The organism is Micromonospora sp. NPDC003241 (assembly GCF_053589795.1).
The window spans coordinates 247,427-272,385 of record NZ_JBSFSO010000003.1; the positions used below are offsets into that span (position 1 = coordinate 247,427).

The 24,959-nt window shown below is 73.1% G+C and carries 22 protein-coding genes and 3 tRNA genes; 8 read left to right on the plus strand and 17 right to left on the minus strand.

Going from position 1 to position 24,959, the window contains the following annotated elements; all coding sequences use genetic code 11:
• Positions 1 to 144 precede the first annotated feature (144 nt).
• The 6 genes from ACWDVW_RS04435 to bioB all read right to left on the minus strand — a co-directional run bounded on the left by ACWDVW_RS04435 (position 145) and on the right by bioB (position 6,349).
• A complete protein-coding gene (locus ACWDVW_RS04435) occupies positions 145 to 2,850 on the minus strand; it encodes a glycoside hydrolase family 9 protein (protein WP_449944684.1) in 2,706 nt (901 codons plus the stop codon).
• Between the two features lie 659 nt (positions 2,851 to 3,509).
• The gene (locus tag ACWDVW_RS04440; RefSeq protein ID WP_449944687.1) at positions 3,510 to 4,340 is read right to left on the minus strand and encodes an endonuclease domain-containing protein; all 831 of its coding nucleotides are present in this window, start codon (positions 4,338 to 4,340) and stop codon (positions 3,510 to 3,512) included.
• Positions 4,301 to 4,471, minus strand: coding sequence for a hypothetical protein (locus ACWDVW_RS04445; protein ID WP_449944690.1), 171 nt, complete (start codon positions 4,469 to 4,471; stop codon positions 4,301 to 4,303). The genes ACWDVW_RS04440 and ACWDVW_RS04445 overlap by 40 nt, the downstream gene beginning before the upstream one ends.
• Positions 4,472 to 4,643: 172 nt before the next feature.
• A complete protein-coding gene (locus ACWDVW_RS04450) occupies positions 4,644 to 5,150 on the minus strand; it encodes a GNAT family N-acetyltransferase (RefSeq protein WP_449944693.1) in 507 nt (168 codons plus the stop codon).
• 3 nt (positions 5,151 to 5,153) lie between these two features.
• Positions 5,154 to 5,354: a biotin synthase auxiliary protein BsaP gene (bsaP, locus tag ACWDVW_RS04455; protein WP_449944696.1), complete on the minus strand. Its 201-nt coding sequence runs from the start codon at positions 5,352 to 5,354 to the stop codon at positions 5,154 to 5,156.
• A complete protein-coding gene (gene bioB / locus ACWDVW_RS04460) occupies positions 5,354 to 6,349 on the minus strand; it encodes a biotin synthase BioB (RefSeq protein ID WP_449944698.1) in 996 nt (331 codons plus the stop codon). Before bioB ends, bsaP begins: the two co-directional genes overlap by 1 nt.
• Positions 6,350 to 6,546: 197 nt before the next feature.
• On the opposite strand from bioB, the gene ACWDVW_RS04465 reads away from it, so the two are divergent.
• Both ACWDVW_RS04465 and bioD read left to right on the plus strand, forming a co-directional pair.
• A complete protein-coding gene (locus tag ACWDVW_RS04465; RefSeq protein ID WP_449944881.1) occupies positions 6,547 to 7,683 on the plus strand; it encodes an 8-amino-7-oxononanoate synthase in 1,137 nt (378 codons plus the stop codon).
• On the plus strand, positions 7,671 to 8,408 hold the full coding sequence (gene bioD, locus ACWDVW_RS04470; protein WP_350695557.1) for a dethiobiotin synthase: 738 nt from the start codon (positions 7,671 to 7,673) through the stop codon (positions 8,406 to 8,408). Before ACWDVW_RS04465 ends, bioD begins: the two co-directional genes overlap by 13 nt.
• A gap of 11 nt (positions 8,409 to 8,419) precedes the next feature.
• Here bioD and ACWDVW_RS04475 read toward each other — a convergent pair whose 3' ends face one another.
• Positions 8,420 to 9,679, minus strand: coding sequence for a cytochrome P450 (locus ACWDVW_RS04475; protein WP_449944702.1), 1,260 nt, complete (start codon positions 9,677 to 9,679; stop codon positions 8,420 to 8,422).
• A 9-nt stretch (positions 9,680 to 9,688) separates the two neighbouring features.
• Complete coding sequence (locus ACWDVW_RS04480) at positions 9,689 to 10,357, minus strand: class I SAM-dependent methyltransferase (RefSeq protein WP_449944704.1); 669 nt, start codon at positions 10,355 to 10,357, stop codon at positions 9,689 to 9,691.
• A gap of 176 nt (positions 10,358 to 10,533) precedes the next feature.
• On the opposite strand from ACWDVW_RS04480, the gene ACWDVW_RS04485 reads away from it, so the two are divergent.
• Positions 10,534 to 11,442 (plus strand): hypothetical protein, encoded by a 909-nt coding sequence (locus tag ACWDVW_RS04485; protein ID WP_449944707.1) that lies wholly within the window; start codon positions 10,534 to 10,536, stop codon positions 11,440 to 11,442.
• Between the two features lie 101 nt (positions 11,443 to 11,543).
• On the opposite strand, the gene ACWDVW_RS04490 is transcribed toward ACWDVW_RS04485, so the two are convergent.
• Together ACWDVW_RS04490 and ACWDVW_RS04495 are read right to left on the minus strand one after the other, a co-directional pair.
• Positions 11,544 to 12,119 carry a TIGR03086 family metal-binding protein gene (locus ACWDVW_RS04490; protein WP_449944710.1) on the minus strand — a complete coding sequence of 192 codons (576 nt, stop codon included), beginning with the start codon at positions 12,117 to 12,119 and terminating at the stop codon, positions 11,544 to 11,546.
• A gap of 91 nt (positions 12,120 to 12,210) precedes the next feature.
• Entirely contained in the window at positions 12,211 to 12,813 is a 603-nt protein-coding gene (locus ACWDVW_RS04495; RefSeq protein WP_396744842.1) for a TetR/AcrR family transcriptional regulator, read from the minus strand.
• 307 nt (positions 12,814 to 13,120) lie between these two features.
• On the opposite strand from ACWDVW_RS04495, the gene ACWDVW_RS04500 reads away from it, so the two are divergent.
• The 5 genes from ACWDVW_RS04500 (at position 13,121) to ACWDVW_RS04520 (ending at position 17,829) form a co-directional block, all read left to right on the plus strand.
• A tRNA-Gly gene (locus tag ACWDVW_RS04500) sits at positions 13,121 to 13,193 on the plus strand.
• Between the two features lie 34 nt (positions 13,194 to 13,227).
• Positions 13,228 to 13,298 (plus strand) — tRNA-Cys (locus tag ACWDVW_RS04505).
• Positions 13,299 to 13,315: 17 nt separating this feature from the next.
• A tRNA-Val gene (locus ACWDVW_RS04510) sits at positions 13,316 to 13,390 on the plus strand.
• 628 nt (positions 13,391 to 14,018) lie between these two features.
• Positions 14,019 to 16,895, plus strand: a complete 2,877-nt coding sequence (locus ACWDVW_RS04515) for an ATP-binding protein (protein ID WP_449944714.1) — start codon at positions 14,019 to 14,021, stop codon at positions 16,893 to 16,895.
• Positions 16,896 to 17,010: 115 nt separating this feature from the next.
• A complete protein-coding gene (locus tag ACWDVW_RS04520; protein WP_449944716.1) occupies positions 17,011 to 17,829 on the plus strand; it encodes an AfsR/SARP family transcriptional regulator in 819 nt (272 codons plus the stop codon).
• Positions 17,830 to 17,875: 46 nt separating this feature from the next.
• On the opposite strand, the gene ACWDVW_RS04525 is transcribed toward ACWDVW_RS04520, so the two are convergent.
• From ACWDVW_RS04525 to ACWDVW_RS04555, 7 genes are read right to left on the minus strand one after another with little or no spacing between them, the layout of a single operon-like run.
• Positions 17,876 to 19,051, minus strand: coding sequence for an NADase-type glycan-binding domain-containing protein (locus ACWDVW_RS04525; protein ID WP_449944718.1), 1,176 nt, complete (start codon positions 19,049 to 19,051; stop codon positions 17,876 to 17,878).
• Positions 19,038 to 19,613, minus strand: a complete 576-nt coding sequence (locus ACWDVW_RS04530; RefSeq protein ID WP_449944721.1) for a phage tail protein — start codon at positions 19,611 to 19,613, stop codon at positions 19,038 to 19,040. The genes ACWDVW_RS04525 and ACWDVW_RS04530 overlap by 14 nt, the downstream gene beginning before the upstream one ends.
• 29 nt (positions 19,614 to 19,642) lie before the next feature.
• Positions 19,643 to 21,592 carry a putative baseplate assembly protein gene (locus ACWDVW_RS04535; RefSeq protein ID WP_449944723.1) on the minus strand — a complete coding sequence of 650 codons (1,950 nt, stop codon included), beginning with the start codon at positions 21,590 to 21,592 and terminating at the stop codon, positions 19,643 to 19,645.
• Positions 21,592 to 22,014, minus strand: coding sequence for a GPW/gp25 family protein (locus ACWDVW_RS04540; RefSeq protein WP_396751961.1), 423 nt, complete (start codon positions 22,012 to 22,014; stop codon positions 21,592 to 21,594). Before ACWDVW_RS04540 ends, ACWDVW_RS04535 begins: the two co-directional genes overlap by 1 nt.
• 5 nt (positions 22,015 to 22,019) lie before the next feature.
• On the minus strand, positions 22,020 to 22,373 hold the full coding sequence (locus ACWDVW_RS04545; RefSeq protein WP_449944726.1) for a PAAR domain-containing protein: 354 nt from the start codon (positions 22,371 to 22,373) through the stop codon (positions 22,020 to 22,022).
• 13 nt (positions 22,374 to 22,386) lie between these two features.
• Positions 22,387 to 24,204 carry a VgrG-related protein gene (locus tag ACWDVW_RS04550; RefSeq protein WP_449944728.1) on the minus strand — a complete coding sequence of 606 codons (1,818 nt, stop codon included), beginning with the start codon at positions 24,202 to 24,204 and terminating at the stop codon, positions 22,387 to 22,389.
• Between the two features lie 5 nt (positions 24,205 to 24,209).
• Positions 24,210 to 24,959 carry a CIS tube protein gene (locus tag ACWDVW_RS04555; RefSeq protein WP_449944731.1) on the minus strand — a complete coding sequence of 250 codons (750 nt, stop codon included), beginning with the start codon at positions 24,957 to 24,959 and terminating at the stop codon, positions 24,210 to 24,212.

The window sequence follows — 24,959 nt, forward strand, 5'->3', positions numbered from 1 at the left end:
CGATGGGTACGGGAGCGGTCGGCGTACGGGTGGATCTTATGGATGTTCACACAATCTGCACTGAGGGTGAACCGATCGGGGTGTCTGCGCGTGCTGGAGAGGCGGTGTGGCCGAGCACGTCGGCCCGGCCACACCGCCCCGGGATCAGGCGACGGTGCAGGTCGCCCCGTTGACCGTGAAGGCAGTCGGCCGGGGGTTGCTGCCGGTGTGCGTACCGTTGAAACCGATGCTCGTGGACGCGCCCGGCGCGAGCGTGCCGTTGTAGGACAGGCTGGTCCCGGTCACCGACGCCCCGGTCTGCTGGAAGGTCGCCCCCCAACCCTGACCGACCCGCTGGCCGCTGTTCGGGAAGGTGAACGCCAGGGTCCAGCCGTTGATGGTCGAGGTGCCGGTGTTCGCGATGGTGATGTTCGCGGTGAAGCCGGTGCCCCAGTCGTTGGTACCGTAGGTGACCCGGCAGGGCGTCGTCGGCAGCGGCGCCGAGGTGGTCACCGAGACCTTCGCGGTGGGCGGCGAGACGTTGCCGCCCGCGTCCACGGCCACCACGTGGAAGCGGTACGTGGTCTGCGCGGTCAGCCCGGTCGCCGCGTACGTGGTGCCGGTGACGGTGGTGACCAGCACGTCGTCCCGGTAGATCCGGTACCCGGTGACGCCCACGTTGTCGGTGGCGGCACCCCAGGTCAGGGTGGCTCCGGTCGCGGTGATCCCGGAGACGGTCACCGCGCCGGGAGCGGTCGGCGCGACGGTGTCGTCCGGGTCCGGCGGCGGCGGGTCGGTGTCACCGGTGGGCTCGACGCCCCACACCCGGACCCCGCCCGCGTACAACGGCACGTTGCGGTTCGGCCCGGCGGTGGCCTGGAACGACGGGTCGTTGCCGGTGTTCCAGGTGCCGCCCTCGGGCACCCCGACCTTGAACTGCACCTCCATCCGGTGCTGCGACTGACCGGCCGGCGCGATGGTCTGTCCGGTGCAGTCGACCTCCACGTACCAGAGGTCACCGCCGGCCTGCTTGGCGGTGCTCGGTGCCGGGCAACCCTGGGTGTAGCCGGGGGTCACCTGCACCGCGCCGGTGCCGTCGGGGCGGAAGTAGTAGCGGAACTTCGCGTCGGTCAACGCCCGCGCCGGGAACGCCGACTTGTTGTAGATCATCACCTTGAGGCCGGTGGCCCGGGTCTCGTTCTGCATCACCGTGGTCTCCACGGTCAGCTCGTCGATGTCGGGCCGCTCGACACCCGGGAAACCGGCCAGCGGCGTACCCCCGTACTCCTGGGAGAGCCGAGCCAGCGCGGAGGTGAAACCGGCGTTGTAGTCGGTGGCGACCTCGTTCATCACGTAGTCCGACCGGTTGTCGGTGTAGGCGTCGTTCGGCGACGACGGCCCGCCGACCAGCGCGCCGAAGAGGGTGTGCCGGGTCTCGGTGGGTACGGTCATGCTGTCCCACCAGGAGCCGTGTGCGGTGCGGTGGTGCGGGTTCTTCGGCGGATTGGTGCCGAAGCCGATCACGTAGCTGGAGTTGCGCGGGTTGTCGCCGAGCGCGTAGTTGATCTGCCGGACGGCGAAGTCGTGGTAGCGGGCCTTGCGGGTCGCGTCGGTGGTCTTGTCGCTGTAGACCAGCGCGGCGAACGCGGTGTTGGCCGCGTACCGCAGCGCACCCCAGGAGTCGAGCACCGCCATCCCGCCGGGGGAGTAGCGCACCCGTTCCCCGTTCACGCCGACGGTCCAGAAGTCCAACCACCGGTTGGCGTCGTCGACGTAGCGCTGCTTCCCGGTCAGGTTGGCCAGCAGCACGTACGCGCCGAACTGCTTGTTGTCCCAGGCCACCGTCCACTTGTAGGAACGGGTGGTGGTCTGCGGCTCGGTGCCGAGCTTGTCGTACTCGCTCTCCGCCTTGGTCAGGTAGGTGGCGTCGCCGGTGGCCCGGTACAGCCAGATCGCACCCCACACCAGTTCGTCCTGGTAGCCGCTCCACGACCGGTAGAAGCTGGTCGCGTCGGTGATGCACTCGTGGTAGCTCTTACGCACCGTGTCGGCGAACGTGTAGAGCTGCCGCGCGTGGGTGAGCAGCTTGTCGGCGTACGCGGCGTCGGTGGGCCGGAACACCATGGACGACGCGGCCATCGCCGCCGCCGTCTCACCCGCCAGGTCCGCGCCGCCGCAGCTCGCATCGATCTTGTACGCGGGCCGCGCCATCGGCATCACCTCGGCCGGACCCCACCACTTGTGGTCGTCGTCGCCCTTGCCGACCTGCCCGTACAGCACGTTCGGCGAGGGGTGCGCCTTGACGAAGTAGTCGTTGACGAACCGCAGATTGTTCAACAGGTGGGTGAGCTGGCCCGACGCCACGTACCCGGCCCGGTACTCGACCGCGCCCCACGCCAGCATCGTGGTGCTGAACGCCATCGGGAAGCCGAACTTCACGTGGTCACCGGCGTCGTACCAGCCACCGGCGAGGTCGAGCCCCACGTCCGTGCCGTCCCGCAACGCCGAGTCGTCACGCCAGGAGACCCGGTTCCAGTCCGGCAGCTTCCCGGACTGCTGCGCCTCGTAGAACAGCAGCGACTTCTGCAACGCCTCCGCGTAGTTGAACGCCGGCGCGGCGGCTGCACTGCTCGATGCGGCGTTGCTGGTTGGGGCGTTGTTGGTTGCGGTGCTGTTCGGTGCGGCGTTGGCTGGGGTGGCGTTCGTCGGGGTGGCGTTGGTCGGGGCGGCGACGCCGGCCGCCGGTACGCCGATCGCCAGCGTCAGTCCGGCGGCGAGGACCGTACCGGCGCTGCGGAGACGACGCGACCAGTGGCCGCGTCGGCCGGGATCGTCGCCGCGAGCGCGGCCCGGCCGTCTGATGTGGTGCATGCGGCTGCTCCTGTCGGTGCGGGGCAGGCAGCGTCGACGCGGACACGTCGGGGTGGACGGCTGCCGGCGGTGGTGGCAGAGTGGCTCCAGCAGGACCGGGAGCGCTCCCATGGATGAGTAGCAATGTAATCTGGCGCTCACCGGTTTGGGAAGGCCGAGCGCGGCGCGACAGGAGCGAGCGTTCACGGACGACCGGTCCGGAACGGCGCGAGCGTTGGGTCGGGTGCAGGCGGCAGGGGCCGGGGTGCAGGCGAATCGGGCCCGGTGGGGGCAGCGTCGGCGGGCCGAATCGCGTTACACCGACACGCCGTGCGGGGACCCTGATTCCACCCCCACGTCCGGACACGGGACCCGCCCGTCCGCCCAGGTCGGACCGTTCGCCTGAGATCGGTGGGCCCCATCCGCAGGCAAGCTTGTGCCATCTCCTCCGGCTGGTCGGGGCGAGACCCGATGACCAACCACCCGAGAACGGCCGCCGGTGTCCCTCCGGCGGCCGTTCTCGCCGTCACGACCGATCAGGCCCGGCGCCCTCGCCGTCACGGCCGATCAGGCCCGGCGCCCTCGCTGTCGGCGGGATGCGGCATCGCGGCGCTCACCGCATGGAGCGACTGTCAATCTTGGACAGTTACCGTCAGCGTCGAACGGTAAGTTTCCAAGATTCACGACTCGGGTCGCCAGCCGGCGGCGACGAGGGCGCGGCGGACCGTGTCGGCGACCTGGTCGGGGTGGGCGCGTACCAGCCAGGCGGGAAAGCGCAGGATGCGATCACCCGTCGTCCACACGTCGTTCTGCCGCTGCATGTCCGCCGCCCACTGGCGTACGTCCATGTGGTGTGCGCCGTCGATCTCGACGTGGATCCGCCACTCGCGCCAATACGCGTCGAGCCAGCGCGTACGCCCGGTGGTGTCGGTTCGTCGCTCTTGCAGGTCCGGTGCGGGCAGCCCGGCGCGGCGGCAGAGCCGCACGAAGTCGATCTCGCTGAGCGCCTGGGCACCTCCGGCGATGTCGTCGACGGTCTGCCGGATGAGACTGCGTCGAGGTGCCCGGGGCAGGGCGTCGAGGACGGCGGCCACCTCCTCGGGCAGTACCCTCCGCTGCTGGCACCCGGCTGCCAGGATCTCCTGCGCCGCCCGGGTCGAGGGCGCCCAGCCCGCCGCGTCCACCAGGGCACGTGCCGTGGTGGTCCGGGGCGGCCGGCCGACCTGGAGGTGGCCGGCGGGCAGCAGCGACGTCCGGTGCAGCACCACGGCGGCCATGTCGAGCGGCAGCCGGCGCAGGGTGGTACGCCCGACTCGGCGGGTCGACGGTACGAGGACGTGCAACGGCTCGGGTCGCAGGCCGCGTACGCCGGCCTCGGCGGCTGCGGTGGGGCCGGCGAGGACCGCGCCCCGTCCGCAGGCGAGGACGGCCACCCAGAGTTGCTGGGCCCGGGTGAGCCGACCGTTGCCGGTCAGCCGGTCAGCAGGATGCCACGACTGACCGAACGCCACCGGCCGGAGCGGACGAGCCCCCGCAGCGCGCCCTCGGTCACCACGGTCCGCGCCTGAGCGGTGGTGAGGACTCCGGCCTGCGCGAAGGCCAACCACTCCAGGGCGTCGGCACGATCCTCGGGAACGGGCATCGTCCGACTCTGGGCACCCGATCGGCGGGGCGCCACCGGATTTCCGGCGCTGCGACGGCTGGGATGTTAGGAAGGGTCCCCTGCTATACACGAGGCGTTAGCAGGGGACCCTTCCTTACATCGCACCCGCCGCACCCATCGAGAGCGCGCGAGCATCGCGGCCCGGGGAAGCTCAGCGGAGTTCGTCGGCGAGCAGGTCCATCAGGAGGCCGTCGTGCCAGCGGCCGTCGGCGCCGCGTTCGTAGCGACGCAGGATGCCGACGGTGCGGAAGCCGACCTTCGCGTACGCGCGGATCGCTGCGGTGTTGGCCGCCGCCGGGTCGATGGTGAAGCGGTGGTGGCCGTGGGCGTCGATCAGGTGCCTGACCAGGGTGCGGATGGCGTCCCCGGCGAGGCCCTGGCCGCGTACCGACGGGTCGAGGAAGATGTCCAGCCCGGCGTGGCGGTAGTCGGGGTCGTCCTCGGCGTACCACTGGATCGCGCCGACCACCCGGTCGTCGTGCTCGACGACGTACACCTCCAGGTCGTCGTCGGCGAGGTCGGCCTCGACGGTGGCGGTCAGGTCGTCGTCACCGCGCCACCAGCGACGCACCTCGGGCTCGGCGCGGATGGCGGCGAGCGTGGGCACGTCGGCGGCGTTCGCCGGCCGCAGGGTCACCACCTGTCCGCGCAGCGTCACGTCTCAGCCTCGCTGTTCGCCGTGTTCGACACAGGTCGCGGCCCAACCGACCGGCAGCACCTGCACCTTCATCCGGCGTCGGCATCCGGCGCAGTAGCGGGGCGGTTCCAGGGTGCGGGCCGCCGCGCAGCCCTGGTGGTCGCCGACCGCCACGGCCTCGCCGCAGCGGTCGCACCACGTCCCGACCAGCTCGCCCATCGGCATCAGAGCGTCGCCGACAGCGCCTTGACCGGCATCTTGAGGTCGTCGAGCAGCTTGAGGTCGTCGGTGGCCGGTCGACCGAGGGTGGTCAGGTAGTTGCCGACGATCACCGCGTTGATGCCGCCGAGCAGACCGTCGCGGGTGCCCAGGTCACCGAGGGTGATCTCCCGGCCGCCCGCGTACCGCAGGATGGTGCGCGGCATGGCCAGCCGGAACGCGGCGATGGCCCGCAGCGCGTCCTTGCCCTCGACCACCGGGCGGTCGCCGAGCGGGGTGCCCGGACGGGGGTTGAGGAAGTTCAGCGGCACCTCGTGCGGGTCCAGCTCGGCGAGCTGGGCGGCGAACTCGGCCCGCTGCTCGACGGTCTCGCCGAGCCCGAGGATGCCGCCGCAGCAGACCTCCATGCCGGATTCGCGCACCATCCGCAGCGTCTCCCAGCGCTCCTCCCAGGAGTGCGTGGTGACCACGTTCGGGAAGTACGACCGGCAGGTCTCCAGGTTGTGGTTGTACCGGTGCACACCCATGTCGACCAGTTCGTCGACCTGCTCCTGGCTGAGCATGCCGAGCGAGGCGGCGACCTGGATGTCGACCTCGGCCTTGATCGCGGCGACGCCCTCGCGCATCTGCGTCATCAGCCGGGCGTCGGGACCGCGGACGGCGGCCACGATGCAGAACTCGGTGGCCCCGGTCGCAGCGGTCTGCTTGGCGGCCTCGACCAGCGACGGGATGTCCAGCCAGACCGACCGCACCGGCGAGGTGAACAGGCCGGACTGCGAGCAGAAGTGGCAGTCCTCGGGGCAGCCGCCGGTCTTCAGCGAGACGATGCCCTCGACCTCGACCTCCGGGCCGCACCAGCGCATCCGCACGTCGTGGGCGAGCTGGAGCGTGGCGGTCAGGTGCTCGTCGGGCAGGTTGAGCACCGCGAGGACACCGGCCTGGTCCAGGCCGACGCCACCCTCCAGCACCTGGGTACGGGCCTGGTCGAGGATCTCTGGCATGGCACGTACCCTACAAGGCCGTCCGACGGGCGGAAACGCGCGCGGTCCCGCCCCGGTGGCCTCCGGCGAGCCGTACCGCGCCACGCCGGGGCGGCCCGCACGGGTGGTAACTTCGCCCGGCGGAAGCGCCCGGGGCGACGACGTGCGACCGGGCGACGACGCCTGACGGTGGAAACCGGCGGGGGAGGGGCGTGGTGGTGGCGGACTGGCTGGCGGCCCTGGCACGCCGCGCCGACCTGCGGGCGAAGGCGGGGTTGACCCGTCGGCTGCGTCCGCGTACCGCCGACGACGCCGTGGTGGACCTGGCCGGCAACGACTACCTGGGCCTGTCCGCGCACCCCGAGGTGGTCGCCGCGGCGGCGAAGGCGCTCTCCGCGTACGGGCTCGGTGCGACCGGGTCACGACTGGTGCGCGGCTCCACCGACGCCCACCACGCGCTGGAGGACGCCCTCGCCGACTGGATCGGCACCGAGCGGGCGCTGGTCTTCTCCTCCGGATACCTGGCGAACCTCGGCGCGGTCCGGGCGCTGGTGCGCCCCCGCACGCTGCTGGTCTCCGACGCGCACAACCACGCCAGCCTGATCGACGGGTGCCGGATCTCCGGCGCGGAGACCGTGGTGACCCCGCACGCCGACGTCGACGCGGTCGCGGCGGCCCTGGCCGCAGCACCCGGCCGGCCGGCGGTGGTGGTCACCGAGTCGGTCTTCTCCGTCGACGGTGACCTGGCGCCACTGGCCCGGCTGCACGCGACCGCCCGCGCGCACGGGGCGCTGCTGCTGGTCGACGACGCGCACGCGCTCGGGGTCGTCGGCCCGGCCGGGGCCGGTGGGGTGGCGGCCGCCGGGCTGACCGGCGAGCCGGACGTGGTGGTCACCGCCACCCTGTCCAAGGCGCTCGGCGGCGCCGGCGGGGTGGTGGCCGGTCCGGCCGAGTTCGTCCGGCACCTGGTGGAGACCGCGCGGACCTTCATCTACGACACCGCCCTGCCGCCGGCCGTGGCCGCCGGGGTGCACGCCGCCGTCGGGCTGGCTCGCGACGGCGACGCCCTCCGCGCCGACCTGGCCGCCCGCGCCACGCTCGCGGTGGACCGCCTGCGCGCCGCCGGCCTGGAGGTCTCCGCCCCGGACGCGGCCGTCGTCTCGGTCACCGCGCCCGGCCCGGAGGCGGCGAGCGACTGGGCCGCCGCCTGCCGGGACCGGGGGGTGGCGGTGGGCTGCTTCCGGCCGCCCTCCACCCCGGACAGCCGATCCCGGCTGCGGCTCACCATCGGTGCCGGGCCGTCCCGGGCGGACTTCGAGCGGGCCCTGGAGGTCATCGTGGAATGTGCGCCATGACGGATCAGTGGCGCGGACCGGTGCTGGTCACCGGGACCGACACCGAGGTCGGCAAGACGGTGGTGACCGCGGCGATCACGGCCGCCGCGCAGGCGGCCGGGCTGCGGGTGGCGGTGGTCAAACCCGGCCAGACGGGTACGGCCACCGGGGAGCCCGGTGACGTCGAGGCGGTCACCCGGCTCTCCGCCCCGATGACCGCCCGCACCCTGGCCGCCTACCCCGATCCGCTCGCCCCGCTGGCCGCCGCCCGGGTGGCGGACCTGCCGCCGCTGGAGTTGTACAACGCGGTCGACGCGATCCGCGAGGAGGCGGAGAAGCACGACCTGGTGCTGATCGAGGGCGCCGGTGGGCTGCTCGTCCCGATGGGGCTGCGGCCCTCGGGTGAGGCGTGGACGGTGGCCGACCTGGCGGTGTCGTTGGGTGCCCCGGCGGTGGTGGTGGCCCGCGCCGGGCTGGGCACGCTCAACCACACCGCGCTCACCCTGGAGGCGCTGGACCGGCGTGCGGTGCCGGCGGGCGTGGTGATCGGCGCCTGGCCGGCCGACCCGGAGCTGGTGCACTGGGCCAACGTCAGCGACCTGCTGCCGAACCTGCTCGGTGCGTTGCCGGCCGGGGCCGGGGCGATGGACCCGGGCGTGTTCCGGCGATCCGCGCCGGGCTGGCTGACCCCGGCGTTGTACGGCGTGCTCGACGACTGGCGGGCCTGGGCCGACGAGATCAACTGAGGCCGACGAGATCACCTGAGCGGGTCACGCGTCACGACCAGGGCGTCCGGCATCCGGAAGGTGAGGTTGTCCGGGTAACGGGGTGCGCGCAGCACGCGGACCCGGGCCAGCAGCGGGGCCGCCTCCGTCACCACGGTCGCGGCCTCCATCCGGGCGAGCTGGTCGCCGATGCAGCGGTGCACGCCCGCGCCGAAGGCCAGGTGTCGGCGTGACCCGCGTTGCCCCGGCCGGAACCCGTCCGGTGACTCCACCACCGCCGGGTCGCGTCCGGCGCGGCCCAGCCAGAGCACGATGCTGGTGCCCGCCGCCACCGCCGTCGGGCCCAGCGTGGTGTCCACGGCGGCGACCCGCCGCCAGGTGACGATCGGCGGCTCCAGCCGCAGCCCCTCCTCGACCACGTCGGCGACCGCCACCGAGCCGTCGCGCAGCCCGGCGAGCACGGTCGGTTCCCCGATCAGCCGGTGCATCAGCAGGGTGAGGAACTGCGAGGTGGTCTCCTGGCCGGCGACCAGCAGGAAGAACAGTGCGCCGACCACCACGTCGGGCGGGTGCCCGGCGGCCCGCAGCGACCCGGCGAGCCCGCCGCCGGTGGCCGCGAACTCGCGCAGCACCCGGTGGAAGCGACCCACCTCGACGGCCAGGGCCTGCTGCCGGTCGGCGTCCAGCGGTGCCCAGAACAGCTCCAGCGCGGCGCGGGCGAACTCCTTCACCGCCGCCACCGGCGCGTCGGGCAACTCGACCAGCCGGGCCAGCACCAGCAGCGGCAGGTCGGCGGCGAGCCCGGCGTGCAGGTCGACGGGTACGCCGTCGTTCAGCGCGGCGTCCAGGCCGGTCACCCGTCGACGGACCAGCGCGGCCAACCAGTCCCGCTGGTCGGCCACCCGGTTCGGGTGCAGCGCCTCGGCGACCAGCGCACGGATCTCCGGGTGGTCGGCGCCGCCGTTGTTGGCCAGCGTCGGCGGCAACCGGAACCGGTGTGCGGCGAGGACGCGCAGCGCGGCTACCGGGATCGGGGTCACCGCGTCCAGGGCGTTGTCCGGGCGGTACGTCACCGGGTCGGTCAGCACCTGCCGCACCAGCGCGTGCCGGGTCACCAGCAGGTGTTCGCCGCCCACGTGGTCCACGACCCGGGCCGTGTCGACACCGGCCACGTCGGCCCCGACACCGGCCACGTCGGCCCCGGCTCTGCTCCCGGCGGCCCCGGCCATGGCGGCGTCGGCCCCGGCGCTTCCGGTCGCCTCCGGGGCCTGCTCCCAGGCGCGGAACAGCACCGCGTCACGCTAGCGGGCCGCCGACGGCCGTCCCGCGCGCAGCCGCCACACCGTGGTGCGCTTCACCCGTACGCTCTCCAGCGCCTCGCTGACCGGCACGTCGTAGGCGGCCAACTCGTCGAAGCGGTCCCTGGGCAGGAAGGCGCGTCCGGGATCGCCGACCAGCACGGTGGCCCCGGAGCGGGCGGCGCGCAGCAGGAACCGCAGGACCCGGTTGGCCATCGCCTCGCTGTAGAACACGTCTCCGGCGAGCACCACCTCGGCGTCCCCGGCGTCCCGATCGAGGACGTCGCCGAGTTCGGCGTCGACGCGTACGCCGTTGGCCTCGGCGTTGAGCGCGACCGCCGCGACGGCCAGCTCGTCGACCTCCACCGCGCGCACGGCGGCGGCACCGGCCCTGGCGGCGGCGATCGCCACCAGGCCGGAGCCGGAGGCCAGGTCGAGGACCCGCCGGCCGGCGACGAGGTCCGGGTGGTCGGTGACGTACCGGGCGAGGCCCTGGCCGCCCGCCCAGGCGAAGGCCCAGAACGGCGGCGGCCGGTCGCTGCGGAACTCACCCTCGGTCAGCTCCCACAGGCCGATCGGCTCGTCCGCCTGGTGCAGCCGCACCTCGGGTACGAAGGCGACGGGGCCGAGCCGGGCGTGCAACTGGACGAAGGCGGCGGAGAGAGCGGACACCCGGTGATTGTCCATCGTGACCCCGTTCGGCGTGTCGCGGGTGCCGGGTGACCGGTTCAATACCGTACGTGAAAAGGGGCATCTTGCTTCACACCACGTGCGAACACGCCCGTCTACCGGCTGGCGCCCGGCCCTCATAGCGTTGCCGATGGAGGCGACCAACAGGAGGACAGATCGTGAGAAGGCTGTGGCGGAACACGCTACGGATCGGGGTGGTACTGGCCTGTGTCACCGGTGTGCACCTGGCCATGTCCGCGCCGGCACAGGCGGCGTTCGCCACCGAACTCAGCGGCCTGCCGGACCGGTTCACCGCCGGAGGGCGGGTGGAGACGGTCTCTGCCGTGGTGTCCCGCTCCGATCAGGGCGGCTGCATCAAGGTGCGTTGGTCGATGGTGGTCGGTGTGCAGGGCGTACGGCTGGACCAGGTGCGGATCGACCGGATCGAGGAGAACGGTTCGTTCCCGGTGCAGGTGCGGACCGAGGGCAACGCGGCGCGGTTGACCGACCGGCAGCTCGACCCGGGCACCCTCTGCCCGGGGCGTACGGTGACCGCCCAGTACCGGGTCGCGTTCGCCCGTGACGCCGACCCGGGGCAGGTCCAGCTCACCGTCGAGGCGTACGACCAGAACCTGCAGTTGCTGTCCCGCCAGACGGCGAACCGCGACGTGGTCGGCCGAGGGTCGGCCCGCCCCTCGGTGGCGCCCACCCCGACCGAGGTGACGCCGACGGAGTCGCCCCGGGAACTGGAGCCGCAGCCGACGGAGGACCCGCCGGAGGAGGGGCCGGGGGAGAGGGTCGATGCCGGTGCCGCCGGTGGCGGTGCCGCCGCGCCGGACGCCGGAGCCGCCGGCAACGTCTCGCAGACCGGGGCCGGGCTCGGCCTGACCGAGGTCGCCTTCCTGCTCGGTGGGCTGCTGCTGTTCCTCGGCGTCGGGCTGCTGATGCGGCTGCGGCAGTTGACCAAGGATCCGGAGCCGGTACCCGCCGACGGCGTCTCGGTGAGCGCCGCGGACCGCTGGGAGCGGCAACCCGGGCCACGCCAGCGGTGGCGGACGGTACCCCGTGACGGTGGTCGGCTGGGCTGACCGCTCGCGTACTTCACACACCGGGGGTGCGGCCGGCGCGGGTGATCCCGCGCCGGCCGCCGTACGTGCTCGCCCTGGTGTGTCGGCGGCCGGACGGGTCGTTACGGGGCCCAGCCGGGATCGCGGCCGAACGCGGCGATCAGCCGGTCCTGCTCGTCGGCCTGCGGCGGAACGTCGACCCGGTCGTGCACCAGCCCGTTGCTCCGGTAGCCGCCGACGGCGCGACTGAACCAGCGGGCGCACTCGGCGACCGCGTCGGCGTCCATCCTCGGGTCGGCACCGATCGCCACGGCCAGGTCCCACCCGTGCACGAGATGCTCGGCGAGCAGTTGATGCAGGTACTCCTCGGCGGGCGTGTCGCCGGCCGAGAGGTGCACGGTGCGGTCCAGCGCGCCGGGCGAGGCGGCGGCCAACTCGGCCTGTGCCGCCGCGTCGCGCGCCGCCACGACCGGGTCGTCACCGAGCTGGTCGCCGTCGTAGCGGTCGCCGACCTGCGCGATGGTCCGGCCGGCGAGTAGCGCGACGCTCCAACGCTGTTCCCCGACGACGTGGTTGACCAGGGTGTGGACGTCCCACCCCGGGCACGGGGTCACCGCCGACCACTGCCCGCCGCCGACCTGTTCCACCCGGTCGGTGAACTCCACCAGGCTGCGCCGGTACACCTCGAGCAGGTCCATGGCGTCATTGTCGTCGTCGCCGGCCGGCTCCGGTGGCGGTTCGCCAGGTGCCGACGTGCTCGGCGCGGTGTCGAGTGCCGGCGCGGTGGGCTCAGTCGAGCTGCGCGGGGTCGAGGCCCAGTTCCCGGGCGGTCACCAGGCGGACCCACTCGGCGAACTGCCGCCGGGAGATCACCCGGTCGTGCACCGCGAGCTGGACCGCCAGGCCGTCCATGACCGCGCTGATCCGCCAGGCCGCACCGGCCGGGTCGGTGCACTCGAAGACGCCCTCGTGGACCCCGTCGGAGATGACCGTGGCGAGGTCCTGGCGCCAGCGCAGGTCCAGCTTGCGGGAGACCTTCTCCAACTCCGGGGTACGCAGCGACTCCGACCACCCGTCGATCCACATGGACCAGGAGGTGGGCCGACCGGCGGGGGTGTAGAGCCGGAGGATGCGGCGGAGCTTGGTCAGCGGCGGGGCACTCGACCGGGTCACCGTGTCCAGCCGGGCCAGATCCTGCTCGACCGCGTACGCGAAGGCCTGCGCGAGCAGCCGTTCCTTGGTGGCGAAGTGGTAGAAGACCAGGGCCTGGCTCACCCCGGCGGCCTGCGCCACGTCCGCCGTTCGGGTGTTCGCGAGCCCACGCTGCACGATCACGTCACAAGCGGTGCGCAGCAGGGCATCCAGGCGGATCTCGGCCGCACGTCTCGTCACGCCCGTCACCGTAGCCCATCGAGGCGGACACGGCGTGTCACCAAACCCCTGGTGATCCGGCTTGCGACAGTCGGAACCCGGACACTCGTGTCTTCCGTCCCGGGTCGTCTCCCGAGCTGCGGTCCTTCCCTTCGGTCGCCCTTCATCGTCGGCCGCGATCAGGAGTATCCAGCACAGGCTCCTAGGAAGCTTACGGGGTGGGGTCTGTCACGCGCGGCGGAACCGGACGCGCCGAGTCGGGCCCGATTTGGCAAGCGTTCCACCGCTCGGCTAAAGTTCTCATCCGTCACCGGAAAACCGGAGACGTGCGGACGTAGCGCAGCTGGTAGCGCATCACCTTGCCAAGGTGAGGGTCGCGGGTTCGAATCCCGTCGTCCGCTCGGAGCTGCCGCCACGCGTGACGGGGGCAACCTCGGTGGGGTGGCCGAGAGGCGAGGCAACGGCCTGCAAAGCCGTGTACGCGGGTTCAAATCCCGTCCCCACCTCGGTGTAACAACAGCACGGGCGATTGGCGCAGTGGGAGCGCGCTTCCTTGACACGGAAGAGGTCACTGGTTCAAACCCAGTATCGCCCACCATCGATCGCAGATCGAGCGGCCCGCTATCAGATCCTGATGGCGGGCCGATTCGTGTTCGGCGACCGGCGCACATGCTTCTCGCGCACCGTCCCCCAGTGCTGCTGACGGTCCTCGTCGCCTGGGCCTCACTCCATCGTCGTGCTTTCGGCTGGCCGCCCGTGGCGACGACGAGGCGATGCACGATATGCGCGCGATGCCGAGTCCGGACATCGCGCTGCTGGTCTGCCCCGGACTCCGCCCCGGCGACACAACTTCATGGATGTTGCTGCCTCAAGGGGCACGCGAGGCAGCAACATCCATGAAGTTGCTGCCTCGGTCGTGTCGGAGGGCACCCTGAGAGGGCGGTCGGTGGTGACCGGCCGGCCCGTCACCTCCCGTGGCCGCGCCCTGGATGCCCCTGCGCCTCGGAGGCATCCGAGGCGCGGGGACGGTGGGGCGCGGGACGGTGGGGTGTCGCGCCCGTCGGGGCGACACGCAGCGCAGATGCGGTTGTGGTGGGAAAAGCGATGCCAGGAAATGCCGGTTACATTCTCGGCGCTCAATTCATGGTCATGTCGGCCCGTGGCGGTCGGCTAATATGCACCGATGCGCGTCGCTTCGCGATCCATTCTGTTCGGGTGCATTCGCCATGTTTCCAGTTGATCTGCCAACTGTCTGGGCCGGACGGGAAAAGGAACTGTCCGTGCTGCACGCCGCCGCCGAGGCCGCCGGCCAGGGCCGTGGCGCGGTGCTGTGGGTCGAGGGTGAGGCGGGAATCGGGAAGTCTTCCCTGGTCGCGGCCGGTCTCACCGGTGATGGGGGCGGCGACCGTGAGGTGCTGTGGGGGACCGCGGACCAGTTGTCCCACCGCTTTCCGCTGCGGGTGATGCTGGACTGTCTCCAGGTTCGGCTACGCTCGCCGGACCCTCGTCGAGCACGGATCGCCGAGTTCCTGCGGGACCGGCGGCCAGGGCTTTTCGCCGTGGACGACATCGCCTGTACGGCCACCGAAATGCTCGTGTCGCTGGTCGACGAGTTGTGCACGGACGCGCCCACGGTGCTGGTCCTCGACGACCTGCAATGGGCCGACGAGGCGTCGTTGATGCTGTGGCACCGGCTTGCTCTCGCCGTCGAGGAACTTCCACTGCTGTTGGTCAGCGCGACCCGTCCGGTGCCGACCCGGCAGGACGTCCAGACGTTGCGGGCCGCCACCCTGCGTCGGGGCGGCACCCTGCTCTCACTCGGCGCGCTCAGTCCGGACGACGTCCGCACGATGACCACCGGCGTCCTCGGCACGCCACCGGGGCCGGGACTCGACCGTCTGCTCGGGCGGGCCATGGGTAATCCGCTCTATCTGCGGGAACTGCTCGACGCCCTGGCCCGCGAGCAGAGCGCCGGTGCGGTGCCGAGCGGTGGCGAACTCTCCGACGACGCGCTGGACCGGGTGCCCGCCTCCTTCGCGGCGGCGCTGACCGACCGGCTCAGCGTGGTGTCGGCGGCCACCGCCCAGATGTTGCGGACCGCGTCGCTGCTCGGCGGGGAGTTCGCCGTCACCGACCTTGCCGCGGTGCTCCGCCGGACCGCGTCGGACCTGGCCGAAGGGCTGCAGAACGCGGTCACCGCCGGGATCGTCGTCGGTGTCGGCGACCAGCTCGCCTTCCGGCACCCGCTGATCCGTCAGGCGCTCTATGACAGCATGCCGGCCGCGCTGCGTGCGGCGCTGCACTGCGAGGCGGCGAGGACGTTGGCCGGTGCCGGCGCCGAACCGCTGCGGGTGGCCCAGCAACTGTTGGCGGCCGGTCACACCGGTGACGAGTGGACCCGGACCTGGGTCGTCGAGGCGGCACCGGCGTTGGCGGCCCGCGCCCCGGACATCGCGGCGGAGCTGCTGCAACGCGAGTTGTCGGTGAGCCCGCTCGACCGTGCCGACCAGGCCGCGCTCTCGGTGGAACTGGCCCGGGTGCTGCTCGACGCCGGGCGCCACTCCGAGGCCGCCGTCCGGGCCCGGTCCGCGTTGACGCTGCCGACCGAGCCGGGACAACAGGCCGAGATGTCCTCGATCCTGGCCCGCACGCTGTTCGGCCAGGGCCGCAACGAAGAGGCGTTGGAGGTCCTCGGTACGGCGCTGCGCCGTCCGGGCGTACCGGCGGTGTGGCGGGCCCGCCTGCTGGCCTCGCTGTCGATGGTCAACCGGGCGAGCAACGGCGACCTGGACACCGCGGACAGCACCGCGCGGGAAGCGTTGCGGGTGGGGGAGGAGGCCGGGGACGCCTTCGCCGTCGCGTACGCGTTGACCGACCTGTGGCTGACCCACTCGGTCCGCCGCGACCACGAGGCCGCCCTCGACTACGCCGACCGGGCGCTGGCCGTGCTGGGCGACGCGCCCGAGCACGCCGACCTGCGGACCTTCGCCTTCGACGGCCGGATCTTCAGCCTGCAGAACCTGGACCGGTGGCCGGCGGCGCAGGAGACCCTGTGGCGGGCCCGCGACCTGAGTCAGCGGGCCGCCGGGCCGGGGCAGGGCGTCTCGACGCTCACCGCCGCGGTGCTGTTGTACTGGCTCGGTCGCTGGGACGACGCGCTCGCCGAACTCGACGTCCTCGGGCGGGACAGCACGACGATCACGTACTCCGGGCTCCGGGAGCGCGGGCCGGCGCTGCTGTGGCACGGTGTCGCCGCGATGATCGCCGGGCGTCGCGGGAACAGCGCCGCCGCGACCGAGCACCTGCGCGCCGGTCTGGAGCTTCCCGTGCGTACCGTCGCCGACCGGGAGAATCGCGATTTCCTGCTCGCCGCGCGGTCGCTCGCCGCCGAGCAGGAGGGGGATCCGGCCCGGGCGCTGGCGGAGCTGTCGGTGGTCCTGGTGCGTGGGCCCGGTGAGATGACCCTGCTCCACCAGTGGACGCCGGGGCTGGTGCGGCTCGCGGTGGCGACCGACGACGCGGCGGCGGCCCGGGCGGCGGTGGAGTCGTGCCGGGCCGAGACCGCGGCGGAGACCCGGCCGGGGCGGGCCGCGGCGGCCCTGCGCCGCTGTCAGGGGCTGCTCGACGACGATCCGGCACCGCTGCGCGAGGCGGTCACGTACTACCGGTCGGTCGGGTCGCCGGTGGAGCTGACCGGCACGCTTGAGGACCTGGCGGCGGTGCTGGCCCGACGCGGCTCGTCGGCCGAGGCGAGGACGCTGTTGGGCGAGGCGGTCGACGGGTACGACGGTCTCGGCGCGGTCTGGGACGTGCGCCGGGCCGAGCGGCGACTCCGGCGGCTCGGGGTGCGCCGGGGCGTCCGGGGGCCCCGGCCGGCCCGCGCGCAGGTCGGCTGGGAGGCGCTCACCCCGACCGAGGCGCGGGTGACCGCGCTGGTGGCGGAGGGACGGTCCACACCGGACATCGCCCGGGAGATGTACCTGTCGCGGCGTACCGTGCAGACCCACATCTCCCACGTCCTCGGAAAGCTCGGCGTCCGGAGCCGGGTCGAGATCGCCCGCGAGGCGCTGCGCCGCGAGGCGGTGTCCGGCGTCGAGCCCTGACCCTCGGCCGTCACCGGAATCGGTATGCGTCAACTGACTGATGTCTGCGCGCGGTGATCGGCGCAGCATCGGTGGAGGGCACGGCGACCGATGGGGGACGGAGGAGTTCCGGAAGATGAGGTATTCGAGCCAGCAGCCACTCCGGGGACCGGCGGTCGAGGAACCGGAGCCGCCGACCGCTGCGCAGCCGCCGGACGCGGGCGCGCCACTCGTGGTCCGCTGCTTCGGCGGGTTCCATCTGGAGATGCCGGGGCGGCGGTTGGAATGGACGACGGTCCGGCCGAGGGTCCGCGCCCTGCTGCGTTTCCTGGCCGCCCACGGTGGTCGGCCGGTACACCGGGAGACCATCCTGACGGCGCTCTGGCCGGAACTGCCGGTCGGGTCCGGCATCCGCAATCTGCACGTCGGTGTCTCCACGTTGCGGGCGTTCCTCGAACCGGGCGTGCGGCGCGGCGAGTCCCGGTTCGTGCGCAGGGACGGCGAGTCGTACCTGCTGGACCTGCCGCGCAGCGCCCGCTGCGACGTGCGCTCGTTCGAGAACGCGGTGGCGGCGTGGCGTCGCAACGTGGGCGCGGGGCAGCGGGGCGTCGCGACGGCGGCCCTGCGGGAGGCCCTCGCCCAGTACGCCGGTGACCTGCTGCCGGAGGACGGGCCGGCGGAGTGGGTGGTGGCCGACCGCGACCGCTACCGGACACTGGCGGCGGAGGCGGCGGCGACGCTCGCCGCGTTCGAACTGGAGGCGGGCGATCTCGCCGGGGCGGCTGCGGCGGCCCGACGCGGACTGGAGATCGACGGGTTCCGGGACGACGCCTGGCGGGTGCTGGCCGAGGCACATCAGCGTTCCGGCGACACGGCGGCGGCGGCGCGGACACGCTGCGCGTACGACCGGGTGCTGCGCACACTCGGGGTGCCCGAGTCGGCCCGCGCGGCCTGAGCGCCCGCGCGGGCGTCGGGGTGCCGTGCGGGGCGACGCGGCACGCTCAGGGGCGGCGGAAGAACTCCACCTCGGCGATGGCGGTACGACGGTCGGCGGCGCTGCCGTAGCTCTCCCGGACCGTGAGGCGTACCCGCACCACGTCGTCGACGACCTGGTGGAAGGTCTGCGGACCGGCCTGGTCGGCGAGCTGGAGCGTCCGGCTCTCCGAGGTGCCGGCGCTGGTCCAGAGCGTCAGTTCCAGCACCGCCGGGCGGGCCTGCCGCAGGAACACGTCGCGCTGCGCCGACACGCCGGAGTGCACGATCAGGTCGAGCAGCCGGAACGGGGCGGCGAAGGTGAGTTCCACGTACTCCCCGCCACCGGCGCCCTCGGCGGTCGGGGCCCAGTAGCTGTTGCTGATCCCGTCGACGACCGCCTCCGCCGGGTGGTCGCCCGCCTGACTGGACGCCTCGACCGACACCGGGCTGATCGGCTGCGGGTCGGCGAGCCGGTCCCGTACGGCGTCGCCGGCCTGGGAACCGAACCGCGCCACGCCGTACGCGAGACCGGCGAGCAGGGCGACGACGAGCAGCAGCGCGGCGATCCGGCGCACCAGACCAGCGACGCCGGAACGGGGCCGGAACAGCCAGTTCAGTGCCCGGACCACGGCTCGACGCAGGCGACGCCACCACGATTCCCGCCCGGACGGACCGGTTCGGGCGCCGAGAGGGCTCCCGCACCGGCGGCAGAACCTGCGGTCCGGTGGGTTGCCGGTTCCGCACACCGGGCAGACGACGTCACCGGCACCGGCCTCGGTCGACCGTGGGCGTTGTCGGACGACGGGCCGGCGGGTCGACGGGCGGGCCGGCTGGACCGCCTCCACCACCTCCGCCGGCTCCGGCGCGGTGGCCGGAGGCCCCGAGTCCCGCCCGGCGGCCGAGGTCGGCGCAGCCTGTTCGGCGGCCGGGGTAGCCGGTGCCTGCTCGACGGTTGAGGTCGCCGGTGCCTGCCTGGTGGCGGGGGTCGCCGGGCTTTTCTCGACGGCCGCCACCGGAGCGTCGGCCCACGGTGTGAAGTCGTCGGATCGGTCAGCGGTCGGGGGTGCGCTGGAACGGGGCGTGGTCGACGGCCGGACGGGAGCGGGAGCGTCCGCGGACTGCTCCCAGTCGAGGAACGATCCGCAGACCCCGCAGAACGCGCTGCCGGGTTCGGCCGGTACGCACCGCTCACAGCGCTCCATTGTCGTCCCCTTCCGCCTGCTGCCCGTCGGCGACGACCCGGACCGTGCAGGGCACGTGCGCCGGTCGGTTCGCCTCCACCAGGGCCCGCAGCGCCTCCAACGGGACCCGGTCCGGCTCGGGTACCCGTACCGTCACGGTCAGGGCGGGCACCGCCGTTCCCGGAAGCGGCCCGCCCGATCTCGACGACCAGGTCGTGCCGCCGTTCTCGGTGATCTCCGGCCAGACCCCGAAGACCATCTGCACCTGCTCCGCCAGGCCCTGTGCGGTACCCCGCACCCGGTGTCGCGCCACCGCACCGGCGACCGCCTCACGGCGTTGCGCCAGCGTCCAGCCCGGTGCCGTCTCGGCCGCCACCCAGCCGGCGAGCCAGTCGACGAAGTCGGCCGGGGCAAGCCGGGGGTCCAGATAGGCGGCGAGGCTGTCCAGCGTCGAGTGCACCGGAGCCAGCACCTCGTCGAAGGCGGCGAGCAGCCGGCCGGTGACCTCGTCCGTCTGATAGATCGCCGGCAGTCGCCGGCCGAACGGATGCGGTGTGCCGAGACCCGCCACCGTGCCGCGCATGGGACATCCCTCTCCGGTCCTGGGCGGACCTAGCGTTCCTCCACCCGGACCTGGTGTTCGTAGGAGAAGGCCAGCGCGTGCGGGTCGAGGTCGACCCGGGACGTGGCCGTGCCGCGCCGGCCGGTCAGCGGGTCGGCGGGGAAGAGCAGCACCTCCTCCAGCAACGCGACGCCGGGCAGCGGCTGGAGCACCCCGAACAGTTCGCCGGCCTGCACCGGCCGGCCGAACGGCCAGCCCGTCCCGTCCGGCCCGCCGCGCAGCGGGTTGAGATAGCCGTAGAGCGCGTCGAGCACCGCCGTGCGGATCCGACCGGTCGCCGTGCCGGGCCGGGCGATCAGCCGGACCGCCACGGTGACGCCCTGGTAGAAGGGGGGTTCCACGCTCAGACGTACGCCGATGGGTCGCCGCGCGTCCAGGTGCGCGGCGATGGTGGCGAGCATGTCGTCGGGCGGGATCAGCTGCTCGAAGCGGAGTTGCTCCCCTTCGTCCGCGACCGCTTCCGGAACCACCAGCAGGCGTACGCCGCCGGGGTCGGCACCGTCCCCGGCGGACAGGCAGCGGATCCGGGCCGCCGCCGGCACGGCCTGCCCGGCGATGAGTTCGTAGTCCCGGGCGGTGACCGCCCGGTCCTGTGCCCGCAACTGCACCGGGCCCCGCTGACGGGCGCTCTGCACCGACTCGCCGTCCACCCCGCCGAGGGCGGCCTCCCGGTTCTCCACCCGGCTGACGTACGGCACCGAGCTGCGCAGCATCGATATCGTGCCCCGGGCCACGTTCCCGCGCCGCCCACCGCCGGTGCGGTAGCGCCGGACCCGCAGCCGGGCGCCGTTGGGCGGCACCGCGCCGTAGCGGCGTAGCGTTCCGTCGGGTTCGCGGACCGCCGGCCCGAACTCCACCTCGCCGGTGGTCCGGTCCACGGTCACGCACCGGTCGTCGGGACCGGTGGCGCCGAACGCGTCCACCTCGGTCCACTCCTGCCAGCCGGCGCCGTCGGAGACCTCGACCACGAACGGCTCGTCGTCGGGGAGCACCGGCGGGCGGGCCACCCGCAGACGCAGGCCCGGCACGCCCTCGGACTCGCCGAGGAACTCGCCCACCACCGTCTCGGCGTGCACCGCCTCGACGGTGCCGCCGATGGTGAAGGCGGTGGCGGCCCGGATCGTCGGGGACGCCGAGTAGAACGGCTGGCCGGGCTCGGCGGCGACCAGTCGGCACCGCAGCCAGCCGGCCCGCTGACCGCCGACGGTGGAGGTGGTGTGTCCGGCCGGTACGTGCAGCACCACGTCACCGGGCCGGTTGAGTCCGCCGGTGGAGTCGCTGTCCACCTCGCACTCCGTCCAGCGCGCGCCGTCCCAGGCCTCCCAGCTCACGGGCGGCTGCCGGGGGTCGACGCCGATGCCCTCCACCCGGCTCTCCAGCCGCAGCACCACCACGCAGGACGGGACCGCCGCGTCCAGGCCGAACAGCACCGCGTCGCCGACCGTCGGCGGGGTGCCGAAGCAGGCCACGTCCCGGCCGTCGAGCACCTGGTCGGTGCGGTCGGCGGCCGGACCGTCGGCGGGATGCACGCGCAGGTGGGCCAGCTCGCACGGCACGATCGCCAGGTCGGTGCCGGTGGCGAAGACGATGGCCTCCTCCGTCTCGGTGCGGACCGTGCCGGCCTCGGTTCCGGCCCGCAGCTGCACCGTCTCGGCCTGTGGGGCGGCCAGCCAGAACGTGAGCGCGGCCCGCGCGGCGGTCGGCGGGAAGAGGCGTACGCCGATCAGGTCGAGGAAGGCCAGGTAGTTCTTCTCCGGCACCCGGTTCAACCGGTACAGCAGCTCGTCGGTCATCTGCGCGAACGCCTCGACCAGCGTGACGCCCGGATCGGAGACGTTGTGATCGGTCCACTCCGGGCAGCGCTGCTGGATGAAGCGTTTGGCGTCGTCCACGAGGTGCTGGAAGCGCCGGTCGTCGAGGTGGGGCGCGGGCAGGACCATCAGTACGTCGCCTCCACCTCGACCGCGTCGTGCGACGGGATCACATAGAACGGGAAGACCAGGTTGCGGGGGTCGTTCGTCCCGCGCAGCACGTACCGCAGGTCGATGTAGAGGGTGCCGGCGGTCACCTCGTCGAAGCCCACGAGGACGTCGGTGACCTCGATCCGGGGCTCCCAGCGGTCGAGTGCGGCGCGGACCTCGAAGGCGACCTGCCCGGCGGTGTTCTCGTCGGCGGGCGCGAAGACGAAGTCGTGGATCGCGCAGCCGAACTCGGGGCGCATGGGTCGCTCGCCGGGTGCGGTGCCGAGGATGAGCCGGATCGCCTCGACGATCTCCCGCTCCCGGTTGACCAGCGCGATGCCGCCACCGGCGTCGAACCGCAGCGGGAACGCCCACCCGGCGCCGATGAACTGCTCCGCCACGTCGCTCAGCCTCCGATCGAGACGTTCAGGGCGCCGGTCAGGATCGTCGCCGAGCAGGTGGTCCGGTCGCCCACCCGGGCGGCCGGGAAGCCGCCGATCAGCACCTGCCCGCCCGCCCGTGGCGGGCTGGGCACCACCACGTTGCCCGGGCCGAGGACCAGGTGTGGTGGCGGGACCGGGCAGGTGCACACGGTGCCGACCACCGCCGCCGGTCGGCCACCGATGAGCACGCTGGCCACGCCGAGCAGCGGACCGGGTGTCGCCGGGGCACCCCCGGGCAGACCTGCGGCGGGCGGGCCGACGCTGCCGGTGGGTACGCCGTGGCCGATCCTGTCCCCGATACGGGCTGCTGCTGGCATCGCGTTTCCCTCCTCAGTTGATCCGGACGATCTGGCCGGAGATCGATACGCTGCGACCGGTGAGCTTCAGCTCGCCGGCCCCGGCGTCCACCGACACGCCCTGACCGGTGACCGAGACCGGCCCGCGCGACTCGACCGAGACGCCCCCGGTGCCGCGGACGGTGAGGTCGGTCTTGGCCTCGATCACCACGCTGCCGTCGCTGCGGACCACCACCGAGGTCCCGGCCCGGTCCAGGTGCACCAGCAGGTTGTCGGTGCCCTTCTGGGTGCGCAGCCGAACCCCCTGCGCCGCGGCGGCGACGGTCGGCCCGTCCAGCAGCTCGATCCAGTTGCCGGTGGTCCCGCCGCCGGTCGCCCGGCCGTTGCGGGAGGCGAACGAGAGCCGGTTCACCGCCCCGCTGGTCGGGTCGACGAGTGGACCGTCGTGCGGCGACGGCTGGTCGACGCCGTTGTAGAGCCCGCCGATCACGTACGGCCGGTCGAGCAGCCCCTGTTCGAAGCCGACCAGCACCTCGTCACCGACCTCGGGGCAGCAGACCCCGCCGCCGCCGGTACCGCCCAGTTGCACCGTCCGGACCCAGTCGGTCTCGTACTCGTCGTCCAGCCAGGGGAAGCGGAGCTTGACCCAGCCCCGGTCCCGGCGTTCCGGATGGTTGCGGTCCCGGACGGCGTTGGCGTCGGTGACCACGCCGACGGCCAGCCCCGGCATCCGCGACCGCAGCGCCGTCGGGTTGCCGCCGGTGAGGCCGCTCAACGACCGGTCCTGGGCACCGCTGACCGTCAGCCAGGTCTCGTAGAACCGCGCCGGCCCGAAGAGGTGCCGGCTGGCGGTCACGGTGTACTTGCCGACGAACGGCTTCCCGACGCCGCTGAGGGTGAACGGCACGCCGGTGCGCAGCAGCGGGTTCCCCCGGAGCGCCACCTCGAGTTCGGCGAAGCCGCTCGCCACCTGGGCGGCCAGCGACCGGGAGACGGTGTCGACCTCGGCCGCCGTCTCGTACGGCACGTCGGCGACCAGCATCTCGGCGTCGCCGAACCGCGCCGCCAACTCCCCGGCGGTCACCGGCAGGCTCACCTCGTCGCTGTCGCGCACCCGGGTACGGCCGATCACCGGCTGGCGGGTCCGGCGGTCCCAGCCGCGTACCTCGACGTCGGTGAACTGGCCGGCCGAGGTGACGGTGGCGTGCATGGAGAGGACGTTGCCGTTGACCTCCGCCACGAAGTCGCTGCGTTCGGCGGGCGTCTGCGTGCCCGGGGCGGAGGCGGCGCGGACCGGCCGGCGGAACACGAACCGTCCGTCGACCATCGCCACCTCGGCGTCGTTGTCGGCGGCCAGCATCCGGAGGAACTCCCAGTCGCTGACGTTGGGCTGCGCCACCACCTCGTAGACCACGGTGGTGGGATCGATCCGGCCGATCGGCAGACCGGCGAACCGGGCCAGTTCCCCGGCGATGTCGGACGCCTTCCGGTTGAGATAGCGGGCCACCCGTCGGCCCCGCCGGAGTCGGTGCGACAGGTCCAGGGCCCGGATCGTGGTGTACGTGCCGGTGCCGTCGAACTCCGTCTCGACGGTGATCACCTCGCCGGTGAACAGCGCGGTCTCGCCGTTGCGGTCGCCGGGTCGGACCGCTACGGTCAGCTTCTGGCCGATCGTGATGCCGACCTTCTCCACCATCAGCGAGCCGGGATCGCGGTACCGCAGGGTCGCCACCGCCGGCATGTTGACGCCGTCCTCGACGCAGCCGTACGTCAACTCCTCCGGCCAGGGGGCGGGGATCTCGTCGGTGGGCAGGCCGACCTTGAGCAGGTTGGTCAGGGTTCCGGTGGGCACGTGGGCTACCTACCTTCCGCGTCGGCACCGGACCCGACGGGCACCCGGGACAGGGCGGTCGGGACCTCGTCGGGGGCGGGCAACAGCAGCTCGGTGCCGGGCGGCAGTCGGCTCGGGTCGTCGAGGTCGTTCGCCTCGGCGATCACCCGCCAGAGGGTCGGGTCGCCGTACTCGCGGTGGGCCAGCAGCGGCAACGAGTCGCCGTCCACCACCCGGTGCACCCGACGCGCCGAGCGGGTGCCCGAGGTGGGGTTCTGGGCGGGCTTGCTGCCGTTGATCTCGGTCAGGTTCACCGCGCAGGTCGCCCGCAACGGGGTGCCGGAGCTGTCGAACAGCGTGTACGTCGCGGTGACCTGACTGACGTACGAGTAGAACGAGACGGTCTGGAACTGGCCCCAGGTGAACTTCACCCACGGTGGCGAGGGTGCCTTCGCCGCGATGCTGGCCGTGGTCGGCGTACAGCAGGACAGCAGGCTCTCCACGCGCTGCTGCACGGTGCGGCTGTGCGTGTCGGTGACGTCGAGGAAGACCGTCAGCGCGAGGTTGCGCGGCTCCGAGCCGGTGAACTCCGGGATACCGACCTGCTCGGCGCCACGGACCACGTGCGGGATCCAGGAGGCCGACTTGGTCAGCGTCAACTCGTTCGGGTTGAACATGAAGGTGATCGGGCCGCCGAGCGACCCGCCGGGACGGTTGCCGCCGCCCAGCGGCGGGTTGTAGCGCTGGAGGAACGCGGAGACCTTGCCGGTCGGCAT

Excerpts from the sequence above, each read along its gene's own strand:
- ACWDVW_RS04435 (WP_449944684.1), bottom strand. The coding sequence starts at position 2,850 with ATGCACCACATCAGACGGCCGGGCCGCGCTCGCGGCGACGATCCCGGC.
- ACWDVW_RS04445 (WP_449944690.1), bottom strand. The coding sequence starts at position 4,471 with ATGCCCGTTCCCGAGGATCGTGCCGACGCCCTGGAGTGGTTGGCCTTC.
- bsaP (WP_449944696.1), bottom strand. The coding sequence starts at position 5,354 with ATGCCGATGGGCGAGCTGGTCGGGACGTGGTGCGACCGCTGCGGCGAG.
- bioB (WP_449944698.1), bottom strand. The coding sequence starts at position 6,349 with ATGCCAGAGATCCTCGACCAGGCCCGTACCCAGGTGCTGGAGGGTGGC.
- bioD (WP_350695557.1), top strand. The coding sequence starts at position 7,671 with ATGTGCGCCATGACGGATCAGTGGCGCGGACCGGTGCTGGTCACCGGG.
- ACWDVW_RS04490 (WP_449944710.1), bottom strand. The coding sequence starts at position 12,119 with ATGGACCTGCTCGAGGTGTACCGGCGCAGCCTGGTGGAGTTCACCGAC.
- ACWDVW_RS04515 (WP_449944714.1), top strand. The coding sequence starts at position 14,019 with ATGTTTCCAGTTGATCTGCCAACTGTCTGGGCCGGACGGGAAAAGGAA.
- ACWDVW_RS04520 (WP_449944716.1), top strand. The coding sequence starts at position 17,011 with ATGAGGTATTCGAGCCAGCAGCCACTCCGGGGACCGGCGGTCGAGGAA.
- ACWDVW_RS04525 (WP_449944718.1), bottom strand. The coding sequence starts at position 19,051 with ATGGAGCGCTGTGAGCGGTGCGTACCGGCCGAACCCGGCAGCGCGTTC.
- ACWDVW_RS04530 (WP_449944721.1), bottom strand. The coding sequence starts at position 19,613 with ATGCGCGGCACGGTGGCGGGTCTCGGCACACCGCATCCGTTCGGCCGG.
- ACWDVW_RS04535 (WP_449944723.1), bottom strand. The coding sequence starts at position 21,592 with ATGGTCCTGCCCGCGCCCCACCTCGACGACCGGCGCTTCCAGCACCTC.
- ACWDVW_RS04545 (WP_449944726.1), bottom strand. The coding sequence starts at position 22,373 with ATGCCAGCAGCAGCCCGTATCGGGGACAGGATCGGCCACGGCGTACCC.
- ACWDVW_RS04555 (WP_449944731.1), bottom strand. The coding sequence starts at position 24,959 with ATGCCGACCGGCAAGGTCTCCGCGTTCCTCCAGCGCTACAACCCGCCG.